The sequence below is a fragment of the Halopenitus sp. POP-27 genome (genome assembly GCF_029889855.1).
GTDB lineage: Archaea > Halobacteriota > Halobacteria > Halobacteriales > Haloferacaceae > Halopenitus > Halopenitus malekzadehii.
This window is the reverse complement of the sequence record NZ_JARANU010000001.1, coordinates 246781-265901: the sequence shown is the minus strand read 5'-3', so window position 1 is coordinate 265901 and position 19121 is coordinate 246781. Positions and strand designations below refer to the sequence as shown.

The 19121-nt window shown below is 66.0% G+C and carries 16 protein-coding genes and 2 tRNA genes; 14 read left to right on the top strand and 4 right to left on the bottom strand.

All coding sequences use genetic code 11. The annotated features are described in order from the left end of the window. Positions 1-262 precede the first annotated feature (262 nt). Entirely contained in the window at positions 263-2326 is a 2064-nt protein-coding gene (locus tag OQF70_RS01380) for a DUF460 domain-containing protein (protein WP_280535425.1), read from the top strand. Positions 2327-2949: 623 nt separating this feature from the next. Here the strand turns inward: OQF70_RS01380 and OQF70_RS01375 are convergent. Together OQF70_RS01375 and OQF70_RS01370 are read right to left on the bottom strand one after the other, a co-directional pair. Continuing rightward, positions 2950-3630, bottom strand: coding sequence for a cysteine hydrolase family protein (locus OQF70_RS01375; RefSeq protein ID WP_280535424.1), 681 nt, complete (start codon positions 3628-3630; stop codon positions 2950-2952). Beyond that, a complete protein-coding gene (locus OQF70_RS01370; RefSeq protein WP_280535423.1) occupies positions 3627-4466 on the bottom strand; it encodes a YqcI/YcgG family protein in 840 nt (279 codons plus the stop codon). Before OQF70_RS01370 ends, OQF70_RS01375 begins: the two co-directional genes overlap by 4 nt. A 162-nt stretch (positions 4467-4628) precedes the next feature. Here OQF70_RS01370 and OQF70_RS01365 point away from each other — a divergent pair, with 162 nt between their 5' ends. The 3 genes from OQF70_RS01365 to OQF70_RS01355 all read left to right on the top strand — a co-directional run bounded on the left by OQF70_RS01365 (position 4629) and on the right by OQF70_RS01355 (position 7276). Further along, positions 4629-5618 (top strand): tyrosine--tRNA ligase, encoded by a 990-nt coding sequence (locus OQF70_RS01365; protein WP_280535422.1) that lies wholly within the window; start codon positions 4629-4631, stop codon positions 5616-5618. Between the two features lie 83 nt (positions 5619-5701). Beyond that, positions 5702-5989: a translation initiation factor eIF-1A gene (eif1A, locus tag OQF70_RS01360; RefSeq protein WP_092817510.1), complete on the top strand. Its 288-nt coding sequence runs from the start codon at positions 5702-5704 to the stop codon at positions 5987-5989. Between the two features lie 216 nt (positions 5990-6205). Further along, positions 6206-7276, top strand: a complete 1071-nt coding sequence (locus OQF70_RS01355; protein WP_280535421.1) for a lamin tail domain-containing protein — start codon at positions 6206-6208, stop codon at positions 7274-7276. A 111-nt stretch (positions 7277-7387) separates the two neighbouring features. On the opposite strand, the gene OQF70_RS01350 is transcribed toward OQF70_RS01355, so the two are convergent. Continuing rightward, entirely contained in the window at positions 7388-7729 is a 342-nt protein-coding gene (locus OQF70_RS01350) for a dihydroneopterin aldolase family protein (protein WP_092817511.1), read from the bottom strand. A 152-nt stretch (positions 7730-7881) separates the two neighbouring features. On the opposite strand from OQF70_RS01350, the gene OQF70_RS01345 reads away from it, so the two are divergent. From OQF70_RS01345 to OQF70_RS01325, 5 genes are all read left to right on the top strand, one after another. Then, on the top strand, positions 7882-8178 hold the full coding sequence (locus OQF70_RS01345) for a DUF6432 family protein (RefSeq protein WP_280535420.1): 297 nt from the start codon (positions 7882-7884) through the stop codon (positions 8176-8178). Next, positions 8175-8318: a hypothetical protein gene (locus OQF70_RS01340; protein ID WP_280535419.1), complete on the top strand. Its 144-nt coding sequence runs from the start codon at positions 8175-8177 to the stop codon at positions 8316-8318. The genes OQF70_RS01345 and OQF70_RS01340 overlap by 4 nt, the downstream gene beginning before the upstream one ends. 23 nt (positions 8319-8341) lie before the next feature. After that, a complete protein-coding gene (locus OQF70_RS01335) occupies positions 8342-9472 on the top strand; it encodes an aminomethyltransferase family protein (protein ID WP_280535418.1) in 1131 nt (376 codons plus the stop codon). Between the two features lie 142 nt (positions 9473-9614). Beyond that, positions 9615-11063, top strand: coding sequence for an ATPase domain-containing protein (locus OQF70_RS01330; RefSeq protein ID WP_280535417.1), 1449 nt, complete (start codon positions 9615-9617; stop codon positions 11061-11063). 10 nt (positions 11064-11073) lie between these two features. Next, complete coding sequence (locus OQF70_RS01325) at positions 11074-13035, top strand: PAS domain S-box protein (protein ID WP_280535416.1); 1962 nt, start codon at positions 11074-11076, stop codon at positions 13033-13035. Positions 13036-13095: 60 nt separating this feature from the next. Here OQF70_RS01325 and OQF70_RS01320 read toward each other — a convergent pair whose 3' ends face one another. Next, on the bottom strand, positions 13096-14181 hold the full coding sequence (locus tag OQF70_RS01320) for a geranylgeranyl reductase family protein (RefSeq protein WP_280535415.1): 1086 nt from the start codon (positions 14179-14181) through the stop codon (positions 13096-13098). 154 nt (positions 14182-14335) lie between these two features. Between OQF70_RS01320 and OQF70_RS01315 the strand changes: the two genes are divergently transcribed. The 5 genes from OQF70_RS01315 to OQF70_RS01295 all read left to right on the top strand — a co-directional run bounded on the left by OQF70_RS01315 (position 14336) and on the right by OQF70_RS01295 (position 18947). Then, the gene (locus OQF70_RS01315; protein ID WP_280535414.1) at positions 14336-16414 is read left to right on the top strand and encodes a DEAD/DEAH box helicase; all 2079 of its coding nucleotides are present in this window, start codon (positions 14336-14338) and stop codon (positions 16412-16414) included. A gap of 61 nt (positions 16415-16475) precedes the next feature. Beyond that, positions 16476-16546, top strand: a tRNA-Pro gene (locus OQF70_RS01310). A gap of 299 nt (positions 16547-16845) precedes the next feature. Continuing rightward, positions 16846-16919: transfer RNA gene (locus OQF70_RS01305), tRNA-Phe, on the top strand. A 583-nt stretch (positions 16920-17502) separates the two neighbouring features. Beyond that, positions 17503-17901: a ribonuclease HI family protein gene (locus tag OQF70_RS01300; protein ID WP_280535413.1), complete on the top strand. Its 399-nt coding sequence runs from the start codon at positions 17503-17505 to the stop codon at positions 17899-17901. Between the two features lie 95 nt (positions 17902-17996). Next, a complete protein-coding gene (locus OQF70_RS01295) occupies positions 17997-18947 on the top strand; it encodes a restriction endonuclease (RefSeq protein WP_280535412.1) in 951 nt (316 codons plus the stop codon). Positions 18948-19121 lie beyond the last annotated feature (174 nt).

The following is a 19121-nucleotide window of genomic DNA, read 5'->3' as shown; positions in this document are numbered from 1 at the left end:
CGATCGTCGAGATCGTCGATCACGACCCAGCAAACAGCCATTCGTCGCCGATCCGGCAAACAGCCATTCGTCGCCGATCCGGCAAACAGCCATTCGTCGCCGATCCAGCAAACAGCCATTCGTCGCCGATCCAGCAAACAGCCATTCGTCGCCGATCCATCACTCATCGAACACGGCGTACTGGAACCGGTCCGCCGACTCCCGGTCAGCGTCGATCCCCCTCGCCGTGGAGTATTTATCCGTCGATCGCCTACCGCCGGGCGTGACTGCCCGGACCGTTCGCGCCCTCGACCGTCCGGTGTTCGGAGTCGACGTCCAAAGCGGCGACGTCCGCGGGGACGCTCCCGCGTACGCGCTCGTCACCCTCACCCCGCTGTCCGCAGCCGAGGAGGACGCGGTGCCGGAGGCGGAGCGTCCCGACGTCGATGGACCGATCGCTCGGGTCGACCGCGACGTCGTCTCCCTTCGCAAGCTCCTCCGGCTGATCGACGACCGCGAGCCGGCCCGGATCGCCACCGACAACGCCTACGAGCTGGCGGCCGACACGGGCGAGCTCGTCCAGCTCCTCCGGTCGTTACCGGACGGGACCCGGCTCGTGCAGGTAACTGGCGCCGAGCGGCCCGAACCCCTCTCGCGGGTGGCCTCTCGCCACGGCATCCCCTACGACTCCGACCCGATGGCGGAGGCGGAGGCGGCCGCCCGGCTCGCGGCGGCCAACGTCGGCCACGAGGTGACGGCGTTCACGGACGAGACCACCGTGAAGGTCGCTCGCGGTCGATCGACCGGCAAGGGCGGGTGGAGCCAGGACCGGTACACCCGCCGGATCCACGGCAACGTGAAAAAGCGGAGCCGGCAGGTCGAGTCGGAGCTCCGGTCGGCGAACCTTGAGTACGACCGCGAGGTGACCGAGAAGTACGGCGGCTACGCCAACGCCGTCTTCACGGTCGACGCCCGCCCCGAGGACATCCCCGTCTCGAACTCCCGGGCGGGCGACGTCCGCGTCGAGGTCGAACGCGAGCGCCGTGACGGGATCGCCTACGAACCGCTCGTGCAGCGGCGCGACCACGTGATCGTCGGGATCGATCCCGGCACGACGACCGCGGCGGCCGTGGTCGGCCTCGACGGGACGGTCCACGACGTCTACTCCACCAGAACCGCCGACACCGCCGAAGTCATCGAGTGGGTGATCGAGCGCGGCCGCCCGGCCATCGTCGCGGCCGACGTCGAGCCGATGCCCGACACCGTCGAGTCGATCCGGCGCTCGTTCGACGCGGCCGGGTGGATCCCCGACAGCGACCTCCCGGTCGACGAGAAGCTCCACCGAACCCGGGAGTTCGAGACCGACAACGACCACGAGCGGGACGCGCTGGCGGCGGCCCTGTACGCGCTCGACGACCACGCCGACCAGTTCGACCGGATCGCCGAGAAGACCCCGCCACGGCTCGACCGGGAGGCCGTGATCGCCCGCGTCGTGTCGGGCGAGGAGTCGGTCGAGACGGTCATCGACGATCTCCGCGACGATGCGGGTAGCGGGGGCGGTGAGGGGTCTGCAGACGAGGGGGACGGAGGTGGCGGCGACGCCGACGCCGAACCCGAACGCACCGAGGAGGAACGCGAGATACGCCGGCTCCGCGACCGCGTCGAGCGACTCGAGGGGCACGTCGACGACCTGACCGACAAACTCGACGACCGCGACGACCGGATCGAGGACCTCGAGACCGAGCTCTCCGAGGCCAAACGCCAGGAGCGGATCGAGGCCCGCGAGCGGCGCGCGGTCTCCCGGCTCGAGCGCGCGGTCTCCCGGCTCGAGCGCGAGCGCGACGAGGCTCGCGAGCGCGCCGACCGCCTCGCCGAGAAGCTCGAGCGGCTCAAGGCGCTCTGGAAGCTCGACCACTCCGACTTCGCCGACGTCGCGGCGGGGCGCGACCTCGTGGCCGTCAAGGCGGTCGAGCAGTTCACCCGCGACGCGATCGAGACCGCCGACCGCGAATACGGCCTCGCCGCCGGCGACGTGGTCTACCTCCGGGATGCCTCCGGTGCGGGCCGACAGACTGCCGCGCTGCTGGCGGAGACGGAGCCCCGGATCGTCCTGAAGAAGGGGACGCTCTCGGAGGCGGCCGACGCCGTCCTCTTCGAGGAGTCGGTCCCGGTCGCGCCGGCCGACGACGTCGCCCTACAGGAGATCGACGACCTCGCGGTCGCCCGTGAGAGCGACGTCGAGGCCGCCATCGACGACTGGGAACGACGGGCACGCGAGCGGGAACGCCAGCAACAGAGCGAACTCGTCGATCAGATCATCTCCGAGCACCGGGCCGAGCGGTCGTGAGGGCGGCGGCGCCGGTCGTCGGGTCGTCAGGTCAGCGGCGACGTCGGGTCGTCAGGTCAGCGGCGACGTCGGTCGTCGGGTTGTCGGGTCGTCAGGCCGAACGGGCGATATGAACGAGCAGAAACGTGTCTGAGCGGGGTCGCCCCGCCGAGCCCCCGTGTCGTCGTGGAGCCAGCGGCGATTTTGCGCGTGGCACCACCGTCGGCTGAGACGGCGGATCGGTTGGAGCGGGGCCGGTCGGCGGGCGATCCCGGTGCAGACTGGCAGTGCGGACGTGTCTCGGGACCTCGCTGTGTGTCTGGCCATCAGGCGTCGTGGGTCGGCGGCCGGTACGTCTCGGGCGGTCGTCGGTCTTCCGTCTCTTTCGTTCGTCCCGTGGTCGATCACCTCTCCTCCATCGGTTCCCTTCGCCACTCACCAATCAAACGATTCAGTCATTTATGACTCGTAGGAGTCCTTTTGTCTCCTTTCTCACGTGAGAAAACGACACTCGGATAGTATATAAGCGTATTCCTTAAACACCCTTAATAGTAAAACCCGATCGATGCCGATTCGGGAGCAGTCCCCCGGGATCAAGCAGTCCCTCCGGGAGCAGTCCGATCCGGGAACGGTCCGGTCCGGGATCAGGCCGACCCCGAGCCGTGGTCGATCGCCCGTTCTCGAACCGACGCCGCCGTCTCGATCCGGGCGAACTCGCCCTTGAGGTGTGCCAACGCGGTCCGGTGGACGAGGTCGGCGTCGAACGACTCGCCGTCGAGGTCGCGGTCGAAGCTCGCGGTCGCGTCCCGAACGACGGTCACCGTGAAGCCGCGGTTCTCGGCCATCCGCGTCGTCGTCGAGACGCAGTGGTCGGTGGTGAGCCCGCAGACCACGAGCCGTTCGTGGCCGTGCTCGCGGAGCCACTCCTCGAGGTCGGTCCCGACGAACGCGCCGTTGACCCGCTTCGTGACGAGGTGTTCGCGTTCGTCGTCGGCGGGCTCGAAGCCCTCCTTGAACGCGAACCCGGGACGATCCCCACGGAGCGGCGAGTCCGGTTCAGTCGAGTCGTGGCGCACGTGTACGACCGGCAGATCGGCCTCGCGCCAGGCCGCAAGCAGCGTCCGCGCGTTCGCCTCGGCGTCGGGGTTGTTGCGGGCGCCCCAGCCGGGTTCGTCGAACCCGCGCTGGAAGTCGACGAGCACGAGGACGGGGGCGTCGCCGTTCCGTGGCCCGGTTTCGTGGTTCCGTGCCCCGGCTCCGTGGTCCCGTGGCCCGGTTCCGCGATCTCCGTTCGCCGCTCCCGTCGATCCCCGATCGTCGGTCATCGCTGCGCCTCCAACGGAATCGACGGGGTCACCGGATCCGCCTCGAGCAGTCGCGTCGACTTGGGATGCTCGCGGCTGATCGCGATCGGCGGCTCCGATGGAGCCTGGTCCTCGTCGGACGAGAGCATATACTGGGGCCACTCGCGGTCGCCCTCGTGGCCCCAGTCGCCCAGATCGGCGTGCGGACAGACGCCGTCGTAGTCGGCGAGCCGGTCCTGGATGATCTCGCGGGCACGGTCGCCCTTCTCGGTGTCGGCAGTGACGTCCAGCTCCTCGAAGAGGGCTCGTGGCTGGAAGGTGATCTCGAGGCCGATCGGGCAGTACCGGCTCTTGCGGTCCGCATAAAACGGTGCCCGACACGTCGGAAAGATCGGCTCGCCGGCGAAACAGAACTCCCAGTAGGGGTCGTCGGGATCGGTCGGGATCCCGTCTGGCCACGGGTCGGGGTCGTGGACGTGGAGGAACTGGAGGACGTTCCAGAGGTGCTCGTGATAGGCGGCCTCCGACAGCGGTCGGTCCGGCGGTTTGAAGAACGTCACCAGCGAGGCGTGGTCGTCGTACTCCGGATAGACGTCGAGATACGCCTGCAGCGTTCGGCCCAGATCCACCAGCGCCGCCGGATCGGTCATCGAGTCGACGGCGGTGTAGAGGGGTGCACCCGCCTCCACCGAGCGCGCGCCGAAGTAGCACGGGAACGGGGACCCGTTCCGCTCGCCGAGCAGTCCCTCACGGAACGTCCGCCAGTGGTCGGCCACCCAGTCGGGCGCGGTTCCGTCGTCGACGCGCGCCGCGATCGTCTCCTGGGTGTGTAGTCCGCCAACGATCGGGTCGGTCATACATCCCGATCCGGGACGGACGTATTTCCGTTCATCGGCGAGTCCCGGATCGGTGGACACCCGATCACGGTTTGCCGGACTGCGGTTCGTCCGACCTCGATCCTGCCCGGGCTCGAACGCGCTTTCAGAAGGCATATCCGAACGGTTCCCGACCGAGCGTGTATGGACGCCTACGAGCTGATCACCCGGAACGCCGCCGAGGTGGTCACGGAGGAGGAGATCGAGGCGCTGGCCGACGACCCCGACGGGAAGCGGGCATACGTCGGCTACGAGCCCTCGGGCGTCCTCCACATCGGGCATATGCTGACCGCGAACAAGCTGATCGACCTTCAGGAGGCCGGCTTCGAGGTCACCGTCCTCCTGGCGGACGTTCACGCCTACCTCAACGACAAGGGGTCCTTCGAGGCGATCCGCCGGACCGCCGAGCGGATGCGCGACCAGTTCATCGCCTACGGCCTCGACGCCGACAAGACGCAGTTCGTGCTCGGGTCGGACTTCCAGCTCGAGGACGACTACACCCTGGACCTGCACGCCCTGGAGCTCGAGACTACGCTCGCGCGCGCCGAGCGGGCGATGGCCGAGATCAAGTCCGGCGACTCCGTGAAGGTCTCCCAGGCCGTCTATCCCTTGATGCAGGCGCTCGACATTCCGTACCTCGGCGTCGATCTGGCGGTCGGCGGGATGGAACAGCGGAAGGTCCATATGCTCGCGCGGGACGTCCTGCCGAGCATCGACCGCACGCCGCCGACGAGCCTGCACACGCCGCTCATCGCCGATCTCGCCTCCGGGATCGGGAAGATGTCCTCGAGCACCGGCGTCACCATCTCGATGGAGGACACCACGGCGGAGATCGAGGAGAAGGTGAACAAGGCGTACTGTCCGCCCACAGCCGATCCCGACCCCGACGACGAGGGCCGCGAGCGGGAGAATCCCGTCCTCCAGATCTTCGAGTACCACGTCTTCCCCCGCTTCGACAGCGTCGTCGTCGAGCGCCCCGACGAGTACGGCGGCGACCTCGAGTACGGGGCCTACGACGCCCTCGAGGCCGACCTCGAGTCCGGTGAGCTCCACCCGGCCGACGCGAAATCCGCCCTCGCGGACGCCCTCGATCGGCTCATCGCGCCCGGCCGCGAGCAGTTGCAGGACCAGTAGGCCGTCTCCACAGCCCTCCACGTCAGCCTCCGGGCCAGCCGGCGTCCGGCGGGTTTAAACCGCGACGGATCGAACCGGGGTCCATGAGCGACGACGGCGAGGGCCGACGTGACCTCAGAATGCCCGACGAGGACGAGGTGTTCGCCGAGGTCACGAACATGCTCGGAGCGAATCGCGTCACCGTTCGCTGTGCAGACGGCACGGAGCGAACCGCCCGTATCCCCGGCCGGATGCAAAAGCGCATCTGGATCCGCGAGGGGGACATCGTCCTCGTGGAACCGTGGGACTGGCAGGACGAGAAGGCCGACATCGCCTGGCGCTACGAGAAGAGCGAGGCGGACCAGCTGCGCGAGGAAGGCCACATCCAATAGCGTCGCCGCGCTGACGGCGACGGCTCGATCGCGGTTTTTCGACGATCGCGTCCCCAGCGATGCGTCCGTGCCGGTCAGCATCCTCCTCGACAACGCATCTTCCTCGGCAACGCGTCCGCGCTCTTCAGCCACCTATCCGCGCTCTTCAGCTAGACACCCACTCACTCACGCTCGGATGGGAAACGATTAGGGCGCGTCGCCGAGTCATCACTCGTGATGCACACGAATCGGTCCGGCGTCGCTTCCACCCCCGACTCCGGTTCCGATCCCGATCCGGGAGCGACGCCAGACCGTGATCGTGGGGAGCTTGAGGTCGCGGCTGGCGTCGGCGTCGTCCTCCTCGTCGGCCTGATCGCGGTCGCCGCGATCGTCGGGGGTCCGGCGATCGCCGCTGTTCCGTCGCTGCCGGGCGGTGACGGCGGTGGCGCCGACCGACCGGCCTCGACCGCGACCGCCGAGTTCGACGCCGCCGCCGGCACGACCGTGACGGTCACCGAGGTGGTCGACGGCGACACGATGCACGTTCGGCTCCCGGACGGGACACGCGATACGATCCGACTGCTCGGTGTCGACACGCCGGAGACGGGAACCGGGTCGGTCTCACCCGACGAGTGGGAGTCGATCCCCGACGACGCCGACGGCCGGGCGTGGCTGTCCGGCTGGGCCGATCGGGCGAGCGCGTACGCGAAGGACCGCCTCGACGGCGAGGAGGTGTACATCGAGACCGACCCGAACGCGGACGCTCGCGGGAGCTACGGCCGGCTGCTGGTGTACGTCTCGCAGAACGACACGACGGAGGTCTCGTTCAACCGCCGACTGATCGACCGCGGATACGCCCGACTGTACGACACGCCGTTCACGGAGCGGTCCGCCTACCGATCCGCGGAGGCGGCTGCCCGTGATGACGGCCTCGGCGTCTGGGGATACGAGACCGGTGGCGGAACCACCACGACGGACGATGGGATCGCGGTCGCGTCGGTCACCGCGGACGCGCCCGGCAACGACCACGAGAACCGCAACGGAGAGTTCATCGTTCTCGAGAACCGCGGCGATGAGCCGGTAGCACTCGACGGGTGGACCCTCGCCGACGCGGCCGGGAACACGTACACGGTTCCCGAGGGTGTCGTCCTCGAACCGGGGGACCGGGTGACCGTTTACTCCGGCGCAGGCACGGACTCCGGGACCGAACTGTACTGGGACGCCGACTCGGCCGTCTGGAACAACGACGGCGACACCGTGATCCTCCGGGATCCGTCGGGGACGGTTCGGATCGAGTACGCGTATTGAGATCGCGTTCCGGACCGAGCAGTATCCCTCGACGACGGGCATCACCACGCTGGCGTCGACGGTCGCCACTCCTCAATGGCGACGGGCGTCACTCCTCGGCGGCGACAAGCATCACTCCTCAACGGCGACGAGCGTCATCAGCGGGTAGCCGTCCGCCATCTCCATGCGCGTTCGGACGGTCACGCCCTCGTAGTCGATCCGCATCGTGACGTCCATCAGCGATCCCGTCAGTTCGGTGTAGCCGTTCTCGTGGTCGATCGCCTCCCGGACGCGGTCGTCGTGGATCGTGACGGTCACCGCCTCGCAGAACGGCTGGTTCTCGATTGCCTCGGCCATCGCGCGCTCGAGGCTGCGCGTGCTCGCCGGACTCACGGGCGTGCCCGCGAACTGGTGGTACAGCGACCCGAACTTGATCCCGGCCTCGAAGCAGGCCTGCTGGGCGTCGGTGGGCATTACCCCGTCCCTCGTCCGCCCCGCGGTTATAAACCCTGATCCACGGGCGAGCGTGGCTGATCGCCGACGTCGGTTCCGCACGGTCGCCGACGTCGACCCGGGAGATCATCGACGCCGGTAGACGTAAACCCGATCCGACCGTTGCCCCCGATATGGCAGCGAAGCCGGCGTATCGCGACCGACCCGAGGTCGAGGTCGCGATCCTCGACGCCCTCGTCGACCGCCGAGAGGAGGGAATGACGGTGTTCGAGCTTCGGACCGCCGTCGACGCCGACATCGACCGGATCGAGGCGGCGCTCGGCGAGCTGAAGGACGACGACCTGATCACCGTCGAGCAGGCCGAGACGCGCCTGCGCGTGTATCCCCACGACCGCGTCGTCCCCGACGCGACGCCGGAACCGGACGACCCCGGCGTGCTCCAGCGGATCCGGTCGAAGCTCGGCCTGTGACCGTCCCCCCGCCCGTGGCCGCGGACGACGACGTCCCTGGCCACGACGTCCCTGGCCACGACGTCCCCGGCCACGACGTCCCCGGCCACGACGTCCCCGGCCACGACGTCTCGCGTCGCTTCGGGTCACGGGGCTTTTGACCCCGCGCCAACTTCGGATCGGTATGACGCTCGTCAGTGACGCCCACACGGACCACGGTGCCGCCTTCGTCGACCGCGGCGGTCGGGAGGTCGTCGATCACTACGGCCGCCCGGACAGCGTCGGGCGGGCGGTCCGGAACGGGGTCGGAACGATCGAGATGGGCTACGGGATCGTCGTCGTGACCGGCGAGGACCGGGTCGAGTTCGTCGACGACGCCGTCTCGAACACGGTTCCCCGGGCCAACGGCGAGGGCGTCTACGCGCTCCTGCTCGACCCCCAGGGCGGGATCGAGACGGACATGTACGTCTACAACGCCGGCGAGCGCCTGCTCGTGTTTACCCCGCCGAACCGAGCCGAACCGCTGGTCGAGCAGTGGCGGGAGAACGTCTTCATCCAGGACGTCGAGATCCGGGATGCGTCCGCCGAGTTCGGCGTCTTCGGCGTCCACGGACCGACCGCGACCGAGAAGATCGCCTCCGTGCTCAACGGCGCCGGATCGCCGGAGCCCGCGCTCTCGTTCGTCAGAGGGACGATGGTCGACGCCGGCGTCACCGTGATCGCGACCGACGCCCCGCTCGGCGAGGAGGGCTACGAGGTCGTCTGTGCGGCCGCCGACGCCCCCGAGGTCTTCGACACGCTGCTCGTCCGTGGGCTCAACTCGGCGCCGTTCGGCTACCGGACGTGGGACGCGTTGAGCCTCGAAGCCGGAACGCCGCTGTTCGAGTACGAGCTCGACGGACGGATCCCCAACGTCGCGGGGATCCGCAACGCGCTCGACTTCGAGAAGGGGTGTTACGTCGGCCAGGAGGTCGTCTCACGCGTGGAGAACCAGGGGCGGCCGAGCCGCCGACTGGTCGGGCTCGCTCTCGAGTCGGAGAGCGCTCTCGATGAGGAGGACGATCCCGCATCTCTTCCGGAAGCCGGCGCCGCGATCGTCGACGGCGACGCCGCGATCGGCGAGGTAACGCGCGCCGTCGAGAGCCCGACGCTGGACGTGCCGATCGCGTTCGGATACGTCGAGTACGGCGCCACGGAGCCGGGCGATACGGTCGCGGTCCGCGTCCACGAGGCGGACGTTCCGGCGCGTCGCGTCGAGATCCCGGTCCACGAGGGAAGCGCGGGATCGGCGCGATTACCGAGGTATTCGGACTGAGAGTTCCCACGTCGCCCCGAGGCCGAACTGGGAAATTTGGCCATTCAACGCCGAACTGGGGCCCATTTCGGTTTCCCTGACCGGGTCGTGCTCGATCCGAAGGGAGGTACATTCAATATCCTTCCCCTCGTGTTCCGATCGAATGGTTACTTTCGATCGGGTCGGCACGGGGATCGACGAGCTCGATCGAGTGCTCGCCGGCGGTCTGCGCCCTGGTCGGTCATATATGCTCCGTGGCGATCCCGGAACCGGGAAGACGATACTGGGTGCGCACTTCCTGGCGACCGGCGTCGCGGCGGGCGAGTCGACGCTGTTCGTGAACTTCGAAGAGTCGACCGAACACGTCCGCGAGAACCTCGACTCCCTCGGATTCGACCTCTCCGACGTCTCCTTTCTCGATCTCACCGCGGACGCCGCCTCCTTCACCGAGGACCGGACCTACGGCCTGTTCGGTCCCGAGGAGACGGAGGCTGGCCGGGTCGCCGACCGGATCGTCGACGCGGTCGACCGCGTCGAGCCGGACCGGGTCTTCGTCGACCCGCTCACGCAGTTTCGCCAGCTGGTCTCCGACGACACCGCCTTCCGGCGCGAGGCGACCGGCTTCATGCGCTACCTCACCGATTCCGGCGCGACCGTTCTCTTTACCACCCAGTCGACGCCCGACCGGTCGGTCGACGACCTCGAGTACCTCTGTGACGGCAGCATTCGGCTCGGTCACGGCGAGACCGGGCGGACGCTCGAGGTGACGAAGTTCCGTGGCTCCGACTTCGAGTCGGGTGCCCACACGGTTCGGATCGATGGGGACGGCCTGCGCGTGTTCCCACGGCTCACCCCCGAGATCCACTCGCGACCGTTCACCGCGGAGACGGTCTCCTCCGGAATCGATTCGCTCGATTCCCTGCTGTCGGGCGGGATCGAACGCGGCACCGTCTCGGTCATCTCCGGGCCAAGCGGCGTCGGGAAGACGACGACCGGGTCCCACTTTATGAAGGAGGCCGCCGCCCGCGGCGAGCGGTCGGCGATCTATATGTTCGAGGAATCGCGCGCGACCTTCCTCCACCGATCGACGTCGATCGGCGTGCCGGTCGAGGAGATGGTCGAGGCGGGTTCGCTTGCCGTCGAGGAGATCGAGCCGCTGTCGGTCTCGCCTGACGAGTTCGCCGCGCAGGTCCGCGAGGAGGTCGAGGAGCGGGACGCCCGCATCGTGATGCTCGACGGAATATCCGGATACCGGCTCTCGCTGCGGGGCGAGGATGACGACCTCGTCCGGGAGCTGCACGCGCTGTGTCGGTACCTCCGGAACATGGGCGTCACCGTGATCCTCGTCGATGACGTCGGCACCGTCACCGGGGAGTTCACCCCAACGAGCTCCCGGATCAGCTATCTCGCGGACAACATCCTCTTTCTGCGCTACATCGAGGTCGCCGGCGAGCTCCGGAAGGCGGCCGGCGTGTTGAAGAAACGCGCCAGCGACTTCGAGCGGACGCTTCGGGAGTTCGAGATCACGAGTGACGGGATCGTTCTCGGGGATCCGCTGACCGGACTCCGTGGGATCCTGACCGGAACGCCCGAGTTCGCCGAGGACGATTGATCCGCAACCGATGACCGACGATGACCCGAGGAACGGCTCCGCGCTCGACGGGTCCCCCGATCGACCGCCACGACGGTCGGGCGACGCCGGGATGAGCGCCGATCCGCCGCCGTTGTTCGGGCTCGCGGCCGAGCGGTCCGGCCTCGATCCGACCGACGGTGACCGTCGTCCCCGGATCGGGTGTTGTCTCAGCCGAGACGGCCACGAGCAACTGCTTGCCGAGTGGCTCGAGGAGCACGGCTACGATCCGGTTCGGGTCGACCCGGAGACGATCGACGCCGTCCGGTTCGACCTCTGTATCGTGGATCGCCGGACGCTTGGGGACGTTCGGGGCCCGATACTCGAACGGCACAGCCGGTCGCAGTCGCTGCTTCCCGTGTTGCTGCTCACGCCTGGCGACACCGGCGAGACGCTTGCCGCGCTGCCGGCACCGCTTGCCGCCGTCGTCACGGACGTGGTCTCGATCCCTCTTCGGACGCCGATCCTCAAACGCCGGCTCGAAAGCGCGCTCCGCACGCGCCGGCTCTCGCGTGATCTCGCCGGGAGCCGGGAACGATACCGACAGCTCGTCGAACACACGCCCGCGGCGGTCTTTCTCGTTCACGACGGGCGGATCACCTACGCCAACGCCGCCGCCGAGCGGCTTCTCGGCGCGGACGGCGGCCTTCGCGGCGAGCCGTTCGCGCGATTCGTCGCGTCTGCCGACCGGGATCGCGTCCTCGACCTCATCGGTGCGATGTCGCCGGGGGGATCGATCGAGTTCGTCGACGTCGACTTCCGACGAAACGACTACGCGATTCCGACCGAGCTTGCGGTGGCGCGCGTCGACGACGAGGACGCGACCTGGCCGGCGGGGATCGGCCAATTCTCGGGCCACACCGTCCAGATCGTCGCCCACGACGTCTCCAGGCGGCAGGCCCGCGAGGACCAACTCAAGCTCTACCGCCGGGCGATGGATGCCGCCACCGTCGGCATCTCCATCACCAATCCATCGTTGCCCGACAACCCGCTCATCTACGTCAACGACGAGTTCGAGCGGATCACCGGTCGCTCCCGGGATGACGTGCTCGGCCGGAACCCGCGGTTTCTCCAGACGGAGCACACCGATCCCGACACGGTCGCCCGAATTCGGGCGGCCATCGACGCCGGCGAACCGGTCTCCGTGGAGATCCGGAACGGCCGCCCGGACGGGACCGAGTGGTACAACCAGCTCGACATCACCCCCATCGAGGGCCCCGACGGCGAGGTCGAGTACTTCCTCGGGTTCCAGCGGGACGTGACCGATCGGCACGAGCGCGAACAGCGGCTCGCGGTGCTCGACCGCGTCCTGCGCCACGACCTCCGCAACCGATTGAACGTCGTGGCCGGCCACGCCGCCGAGATCGAGGCGGGGAACGGCGACGCCGCCGAGCACGCCGAGGCGATCCGGAACGCTGCGGAGAGCCTGCTCGGGCTCTCGGATGCCGCCCGCCGGTTCCGGTCGGCAATGCGTGAGGACGCCCCCCTCGAACGCGTCCGGCTCGACCGTCTCCTCGTAGATCTGCTCGAAACGGTGGCAGAGACCGATCCGGTGGTGACGATCCACCGCGAGCTCTCCTGCGTGACGGTTCGGTCCAACGGCGGGTTGCAGCTCGCGATCGAGGAGATCCTGACGAATGCGATCACCCACGCCGACCGCGACCCCGAGATCGCGATCACGATCCGTACTGAGGGGGACGAGGCCGTCCTCCGCATTGCGGACAACGGGCCCGGGATCCCCGCAACCGAACGGAACGCGCTCGAGGGAACCGCGGAGACGCCGACCGACCACGGCTCGGGGCTCGGCCTGTGGCTCGTTCGCTGGGCGGTCACCGATGTCGACGGCGAGGTCTCCTACGCCGCGAACGACCCTCGCGGTGCGGTCATCACGCTTCGGCTGCCGATCGTCGAGGAGCGGGAGCCGGATCCGGACTCCGAAACCGGCGGTTCCTGAGACCCTCCCGTCTTCACCGACGGGGCGGTCGTGGATCGCCGCTGGCCGTTCCCGACTGTCTCACGGGAGCAGCCGTCGGAGCTGCTCGCGCGAGAAGAACGACGACGGGCGGTCCATATGGACGCCGATCTCGCCCGAGAGCGCGCGGAGCCCGACGCGCTGAACCGGCTCCGGGAGCGAGTAACACGCTCGGATCAGCTTCCCCAGCCGGATCTCCGTCGACAGTTCGGCACGCCAGCCGGCCTCGTAGTCGGCCAGGGTTGCCGGGTCCGCGGGGTCGATCCGGTCGGCCGCGACGTCGGCGGCGGTCATCCCGTAGAGGATCCCGCCGCCGGTGAACGGCTTCGTCTGTGCGGCCGCGTCACCGATCAGGAACGCCCGGTCGGTCGTGACCGTCTCGGGCGGCCCGATCGGGATCGCGCCCGAACAGAAGCGGTCGGTCTCGACGCCGTAAGCGTCAGTGAGCGCGTCGAACAGCTCGGTGACGTCCTTGCCCGGCGGGGCCGCGAGGCCGTATTCCACGCCCGCCTCTCCGCGGGGGATCCGCCAGGCGAAGAAGCTCGGCGCGGTGAGGTGGACGTCGACGAAGTCGCCGTCGTCGGCCTCGTCGTCGAACGCGAGCACGCCATGGAGCGTTTCCGCCGGCTCCGGCAGATCCAGCGACCGCCGAACGCGTGAGACGGGCCCGTCACAGCCGGCCACCATCCGCGCCGCGATCGTCTCCGTGGTTGCCCCATCGTCCGCGGCGACCTCGAGGACGACTCGATCGTCGCGCTCCTCGATCCCCGTCACCGTGTGTCCCTCGCGGACGTCGGCGCCGGCTTCGCGGGCGCACTCGGCCAGCGTCCGGTCGAGCTCGACCCGGTCGATCACGTTCGAGACCGCCTCGCGCTTGTAGAACGGATAGGAACGCGAGCCCGGGCCGCCGACGTGAAACCGCGCGCCGCGGACCCGGTTCTGGCGGAGGTCGTCCGCGGCGCCGTCGGGAAGGTACTCCCAGATATCCGTGGAGACGTGGCCCGAGCAGGCCAACGGGGTGCCGATCTCGCCCTTCTCCAGGGCGATGACGTCGTGGCCGGCCGCGGCGGCCCGACGGGCGAACCGCGCACCGGCAGGGCCGACGCCGACCACGGCGAAGTCGTACATACGCCGAGGGAGGGCGGCGGCGCCCAAAGGGCTTTCTCGTCGGCGGACGCGTTCGTGTCGCCGGTACACTCACGGCCCGCGCTCGTGGCCGACCCCCCGAGACGACCCCCCCGAGACGAACCGCTGAAGTACCCCGATCGCCTATCGGCCGGTAGTGTCACAGCAGCTGGCCGACGTCGACACGCTGTTCCTCCACGAGGCGCGGAGTCACTACGTCGTGGCCGCGATCCGTGACGGGTCGCGCGTCCTCCACGGGCGACTGGAGCTCAAGGACACCGACGCGGGCCCTCGACCCGGGAAGTTCCACGCGATTCGGGGCGACGACGCCGAGCCGCGACGGCCCGAGGAGTTCGTCGACCTGGCGCGGGCCGCCTCCCGGATCCGGATCTCCCAGCAGACCTCTCCGGAGGGACGCGAACGTCTCCAGGCGGCACTCGACGGCTACCAGCTCGAGGCGGCGGTCGTCCGCACTTGCCGCCGGTGTGCAAGCGACGGTCGCTACTCACCGATCACCGCGGACACGGCGATCGTCCACAACGACGAGCACATCTGTCCGGACTGCGCCAGGCGGGAGCTCGACCGCGAGCTCTCCTTCGCCAGCGGCGTCGGGGGGACCAACGGCGGCGGGTTCACCGGCGCCGCCGAGGACCGCCTCGAGGAGCTGCTGCTTGAGGTTCAGGACCTCGACCGGATCGCGAACCTGCTGTCTGGCGGACTCGATCCCGACCTCACCAAGTACGACGAGGTCTCCGCGACCGTCGACGACGTGAGCCCGGTCCGGACCGCCGACCTCGACCTCCACCCGACACTGGCCGATCGGGTGCAGTCACGCTTCGAGGAACTGCTGCCGGTCCAGAGCCTCTCCGTGCGCAACGGCCTGCTCGAGGGCAACGACCAGCTCGTCGTGAGCGCCACCGCGACCGGCAAGACGCTCGTCGGCGAGCTGGCGGGGATCGACCGCGCCCTGAAGGGCGACGGGACGCTGCTGTTTCTCGTCCCGCTCGTCGCGCTGGCCAACCAGAAACACGAGGATTTCCAGGATCGGTACGGCGACGTCCTCGACGTCTCGATCCGGGTCGGATCCTCGCGGATCGACGACGACGGCAATCGGTTCGATCCGAACGCGGACGTGATCGTCGGGACCTACGAGGGGATCGACCACGCGCTGCGGACCGGCAAGGACCTCGGCGACGTCGGAACGGTCGTGATCGACGAGGTCCACACGCTCAAGGAGGGCGAGCGTGGCCACCGCCTCGACGGGCTCATCTCGCGGCTGAAACACTACAGCGAGCGGCGCGTTGCCGCCCGTGAGTCGTACGACGGCGCCCAGTGGATCTACCTGTCGGCGACCGTCGGGAACCCCGAGTGGCTGGCCGGCCAGCTCGGGGCGACCCTCATCGAGTTCGAGGAGCGCCCGATCCCGATCGAGCGCCACGTCACGTTTGCTGACGGCCAACAGAAGACGCGGATCGCGGACACCCTCGTCAAGCGGGCGTTCGACACGAAATCCTCGAAGGGCTATCGCGGCCAGACGATCGTCTTCACCAACTCCCGGCGTCGCTGCCACGAGATCAGCCGGAAGCTCGAGTACGATTCGGCCCCGTATCACGCCGGCCTCGACCACGGCCGGCGCAAGCAGGTCGAACGCCAGTTCCTCGACCAGGATCTGGCTGCGGTCGTGACGACCGCGGCGCTCGCGGCCGGCGTCGACTTCCCGGCCTCCCAGGTCGTCTTCGACTCGCTGGCGATGGGCATCGAGTGGCTCTCGGTCCAGGAGTTCTCCCAGATGCTCGGACGGGCGGGCCGGCCCGATTACCACGATCAGGGCACCGTCTACCTGCTCGTGGAACCCGACTGCACCTACCACAACTCGATGGAGCGCACCGAGGACGAGGTGGCGTTCACCCTGCTGAAAGGCGAAATGGAGAACGTGAACACGGTGTACGACCAGACCGCCGCCGTCGAGGAGACACTCGCGAACATCACCGTCGCCGGCGATCGGGCCAAGCGGCTCAACGACCGGATGATCGGCGACGTTCCCACGAAACACGCCGTCGGCAAGCTGTTGGAGTGGGGATTCATCGACGGCCTCGATCCGACGCCGCTTGGCAGGGCGGTCACCCGCCACTTTCTCTCGCCGGACGAGGCGTTCCGCATCCTCGACGGGGTTCGCAAGGGCACCGATCCCTACGACCTCGTCGCCGAGCTCCAGCTGCGTGAGGACGACCGGTAGGCGGTCGACACGGCCCCACGAACGAAACCCTTTAGCGCGTAATCGCTATAGATGAGGTTACGGGACCGTGGGTTAGTGGTATACTCCGGGCCTTGGGTGCCCGTGACCCCGGTTCGAATCCGGGCGGTCCCACTTTCTGCTGCGAGCAACACCGCGAGCAGCAGCAGTGGAGCGGATTCGAAGCAGGGAGCGGAACGAAGTGGAGCGACTGAGGTTCGAATCCGGGCGGTCCCACTTCTGCGCCGCGATCAATGCCGCGAGCGGCGTCTGTGTGGTGTGGACGGCGTCCGTGAACCCTTGCTCGGCGACGACGATCGCCGACTCACCGCTTTGACCTCGATCGCGATCGAGGATCGGGGTCCCTCCCGAACCGACCCTTGCGCCGGGTTTCGAAATCCTTTTGTCTCGAATCAGCTTTGGGTTGGATGTAAGCCGCCTTAGCTCAGACTGGGAGAGCACTCGACTGAAGATCGAGCTGTCCCTGGTTCAAATCCGGGAGGCGGCATCCGGTTTCTACGCGACTTAGATTCAAGAGCGGTACGCACTCGATCGAGGGTCGAGCTGTCCCCGTTCCCGCGAGCGAAGCGAGCGGGAAGTCGAGAGACGAGCGCCAGCGAGTCTCTCGGAAGTTCAAATCCGGGAGGCGGCATCCTGCTATCGGTTGAACGATGACCGCGAGCGGTGACGCCGTCCTGCGATTCGAACTTTCCTTGTGCGAAGACAACCGGTCACTGGACGTACCCCATCACGTCCGGCGTTCTGCAATAACCGAAACGTATCGGGGAAAATAGAGTCTTTCGGCCCGAAATCCTAAAATGCTGTTAGTCGGGTTCAAATGCCTTGAGAGGCGTGTTTTATTTTTTGGAGCGCGTCAAAGTCGCTCCACAGAGGTAGGCCACCCCAACTCAGGAGATTGGTCCAGATATTACCCACGCCACTGGTCTTTAATGGTTCTTAATACTCTCGTCTCAATTCGACCGCCCGATTGTCATAGTACTATATGAGAGGAGATGATGATGCAATCAGAAACGCGGAGAGTCACGTATCGAGCGAACAACAGACGAGATAACACAGGTGGTGGGTTGTAGATGACCACAACCGCTGTCGTGATGTTTGACGGAGAAACTCGACCAGATGATCCCGGTCCCTCGGCAATCGGAGACATCGTAGAGACTGACGACTGGACCGAGGAGGGGAGCAAACACATCGGGGAATCAACCAACAACCGAACCGAGTATCGCGCCCTCATCCAAGGGTTGGAACTCGCCTCCAGACAGGGATGCACCAAGGTCGAGGCAAGAGGGGATCCCGAAGTAATAGTGAAGCAAGTTCGTGGTGTGTATGGAGTGAATCAGCCAGAACTCCGTCCACTGCGTAACCGCGTGCAGGAGTTGGCTGACGAGTTCGAGAAATTCGAGATACAATATATTCCGCGAGAGGAAAACTGGGAGGCAGATGAGTTGGTGGACCAGGCCTTCTCTGAGTGAGGCTGACTTGGCCATAGACGCTATATGGGAAACACCCGATGGAGGGAATTAATCACCTCCGGCATAATTATATCCGACTAAGGGCAATCAATCATATGAACAACTATCTGACGGATAATATCTTATCTGAGTTGCGGCAGATTGACCCAGATGATTTTGAGTATTTTATTGCTGATTTGTGGAGTCGGCAGGGATGGGAAACACAAGTTACGAAAAAATCAAAAGACCGTGGGCTTGACGTTATCGCCGAAAAAGAGTCCCCCGTGTTTAGAAGGCAAGCAATACAAGCAAAATTAAATGCTAAAGACAATAAAATAACTCGCCCACAGATACAGCAGTACAATAGCCTCAAAAATCAGGAACCAGAGCCTGATGTGGTGATTATAATTACAGCGAGTAGTTTTACTTCTGACGCAAAAGCAGCAGCAGAGAATCTAAACGTAAAATTAGTTTCGGGTGAGGAACTTGTAAATATCATATCTGAAACGAATTCATCTGATTTGCTAAATAAATATACGGAATCCTCTTACAAAGACTTGACACAAAGACAAAGTAAAAGAAGTGGTTCTGATACACTCGCACATAAATTAAAAAAATTAAAAAATGAATCCGACAAGCAGTATAATACTCTCGAATATGAGTCATATAATTCTGATGTCGCCGGTATCGGTCTCAGACTTCCAGAAAAAACTAATTCTACATTTGAAACTTATATAATTACGTATACAAATTTATTTGAATCTTTAGAAGGATTGGGCCTCCGCGACCGTTTTGGTTCTTCTGACAGGCCAAAACCTGTGAAGAATATACACATTTTCGGAGGCGGTAACCACACCGATGATCTCGACGAAAGAGCAAAATTACATTCTGCAGCGGACGTGTGTGATTTCGTAGTTCTGGAAGACCGAGCAGATATGCTTGTTATCGGAGAGCCAGCAGAAAGAATACCTGATATTTCAGGAATAGTCAAACTTACTGAGAAAGTATTGTTAGGAGTATACGATATCAGCTTAGACGATGTGGATTTTACAATCGTTGAGAATTGAATAGATGTTGGCCATAGAGTGATTATCTCGCCTCAAACGAACTCGGGCAACATACTCGAAAACACTTGTCCACCAAGTGTTGGTTGCCTCTGTCCAGCGGTAGAGTTGCTTTTCGATTTTCTGTTCGCGTTCAAACCGAGAGTCAACGACGTTGTGCCGGTGAGAAATATACTG

Bases quoted from the DNA above. Each gene is read 5' to 3' on its own strand.
- OQF70_RS01375 (WP_280535424.1), bottom strand. From the start codon at position 3,630: ATGACCGACGATCGGGGATCGACGGGAGCGGCGAACGGAGATCGCGGA.
- OQF70_RS01370 (WP_280535423.1), bottom strand. From the start codon at position 4,466: ATGACCGACCCGATCGTTGGCGGACTACACACCCAGGAGACGATCGCG.
- OQF70_RS01365 (WP_280535422.1), top strand. From the start codon at position 4,629: ATGGACGCCTACGAGCTGATCACCCGGAACGCCGCCGAGGTGGTCACG.
- eif1A (WP_092817510.1), top strand. From the start codon at position 5,702: ATGAGCGACGACGGCGAGGGCCGACGTGACCTCAGAATGCCCGACGAG.
- OQF70_RS01355 (WP_280535421.1), top strand. From the start codon at position 6,206: ATGCACACGAATCGGTCCGGCGTCGCTTCCACCCCCGACTCCGGTTCC.
- OQF70_RS01350 (WP_092817511.1), bottom strand. From the start codon at position 7,729: ATGCCCACCGACGCCCAGCAGGCCTGCTTCGAGGCCGGGATCAAGTTC.
- OQF70_RS01345 (WP_280535420.1), top strand. From the start codon at position 7,882: ATGGCAGCGAAGCCGGCGTATCGCGACCGACCCGAGGTCGAGGTCGCG.
- OQF70_RS01335 (WP_280535418.1), top strand. From the start codon at position 8,342: ATGACGCTCGTCAGTGACGCCCACACGGACCACGGTGCCGCCTTCGTC.
- OQF70_RS01330 (WP_280535417.1), top strand. From the start codon at position 9,615: ATGGTTACTTTCGATCGGGTCGGCACGGGGATCGACGAGCTCGATCGA.
- OQF70_RS01325 (WP_280535416.1), top strand. From the start codon at position 11,074: ATGACCGACGATGACCCGAGGAACGGCTCCGCGCTCGACGGGTCCCCC.
- OQF70_RS01320 (WP_280535415.1), bottom strand. From the start codon at position 14,181: ATGTACGACTTCGCCGTGGTCGGCGTCGGCCCTGCCGGTGCGCGGTTC.
- OQF70_RS01300 (WP_280535413.1), top strand. From the start codon at position 17,503: ATGACCACAACCGCTGTCGTGATGTTTGACGGAGAAACTCGACCAGAT.
- OQF70_RS01295 (WP_280535412.1), top strand. From the start codon at position 17,997: ATGAACAACTATCTGACGGATAATATCTTATCTGAGTTGCGGCAGATT.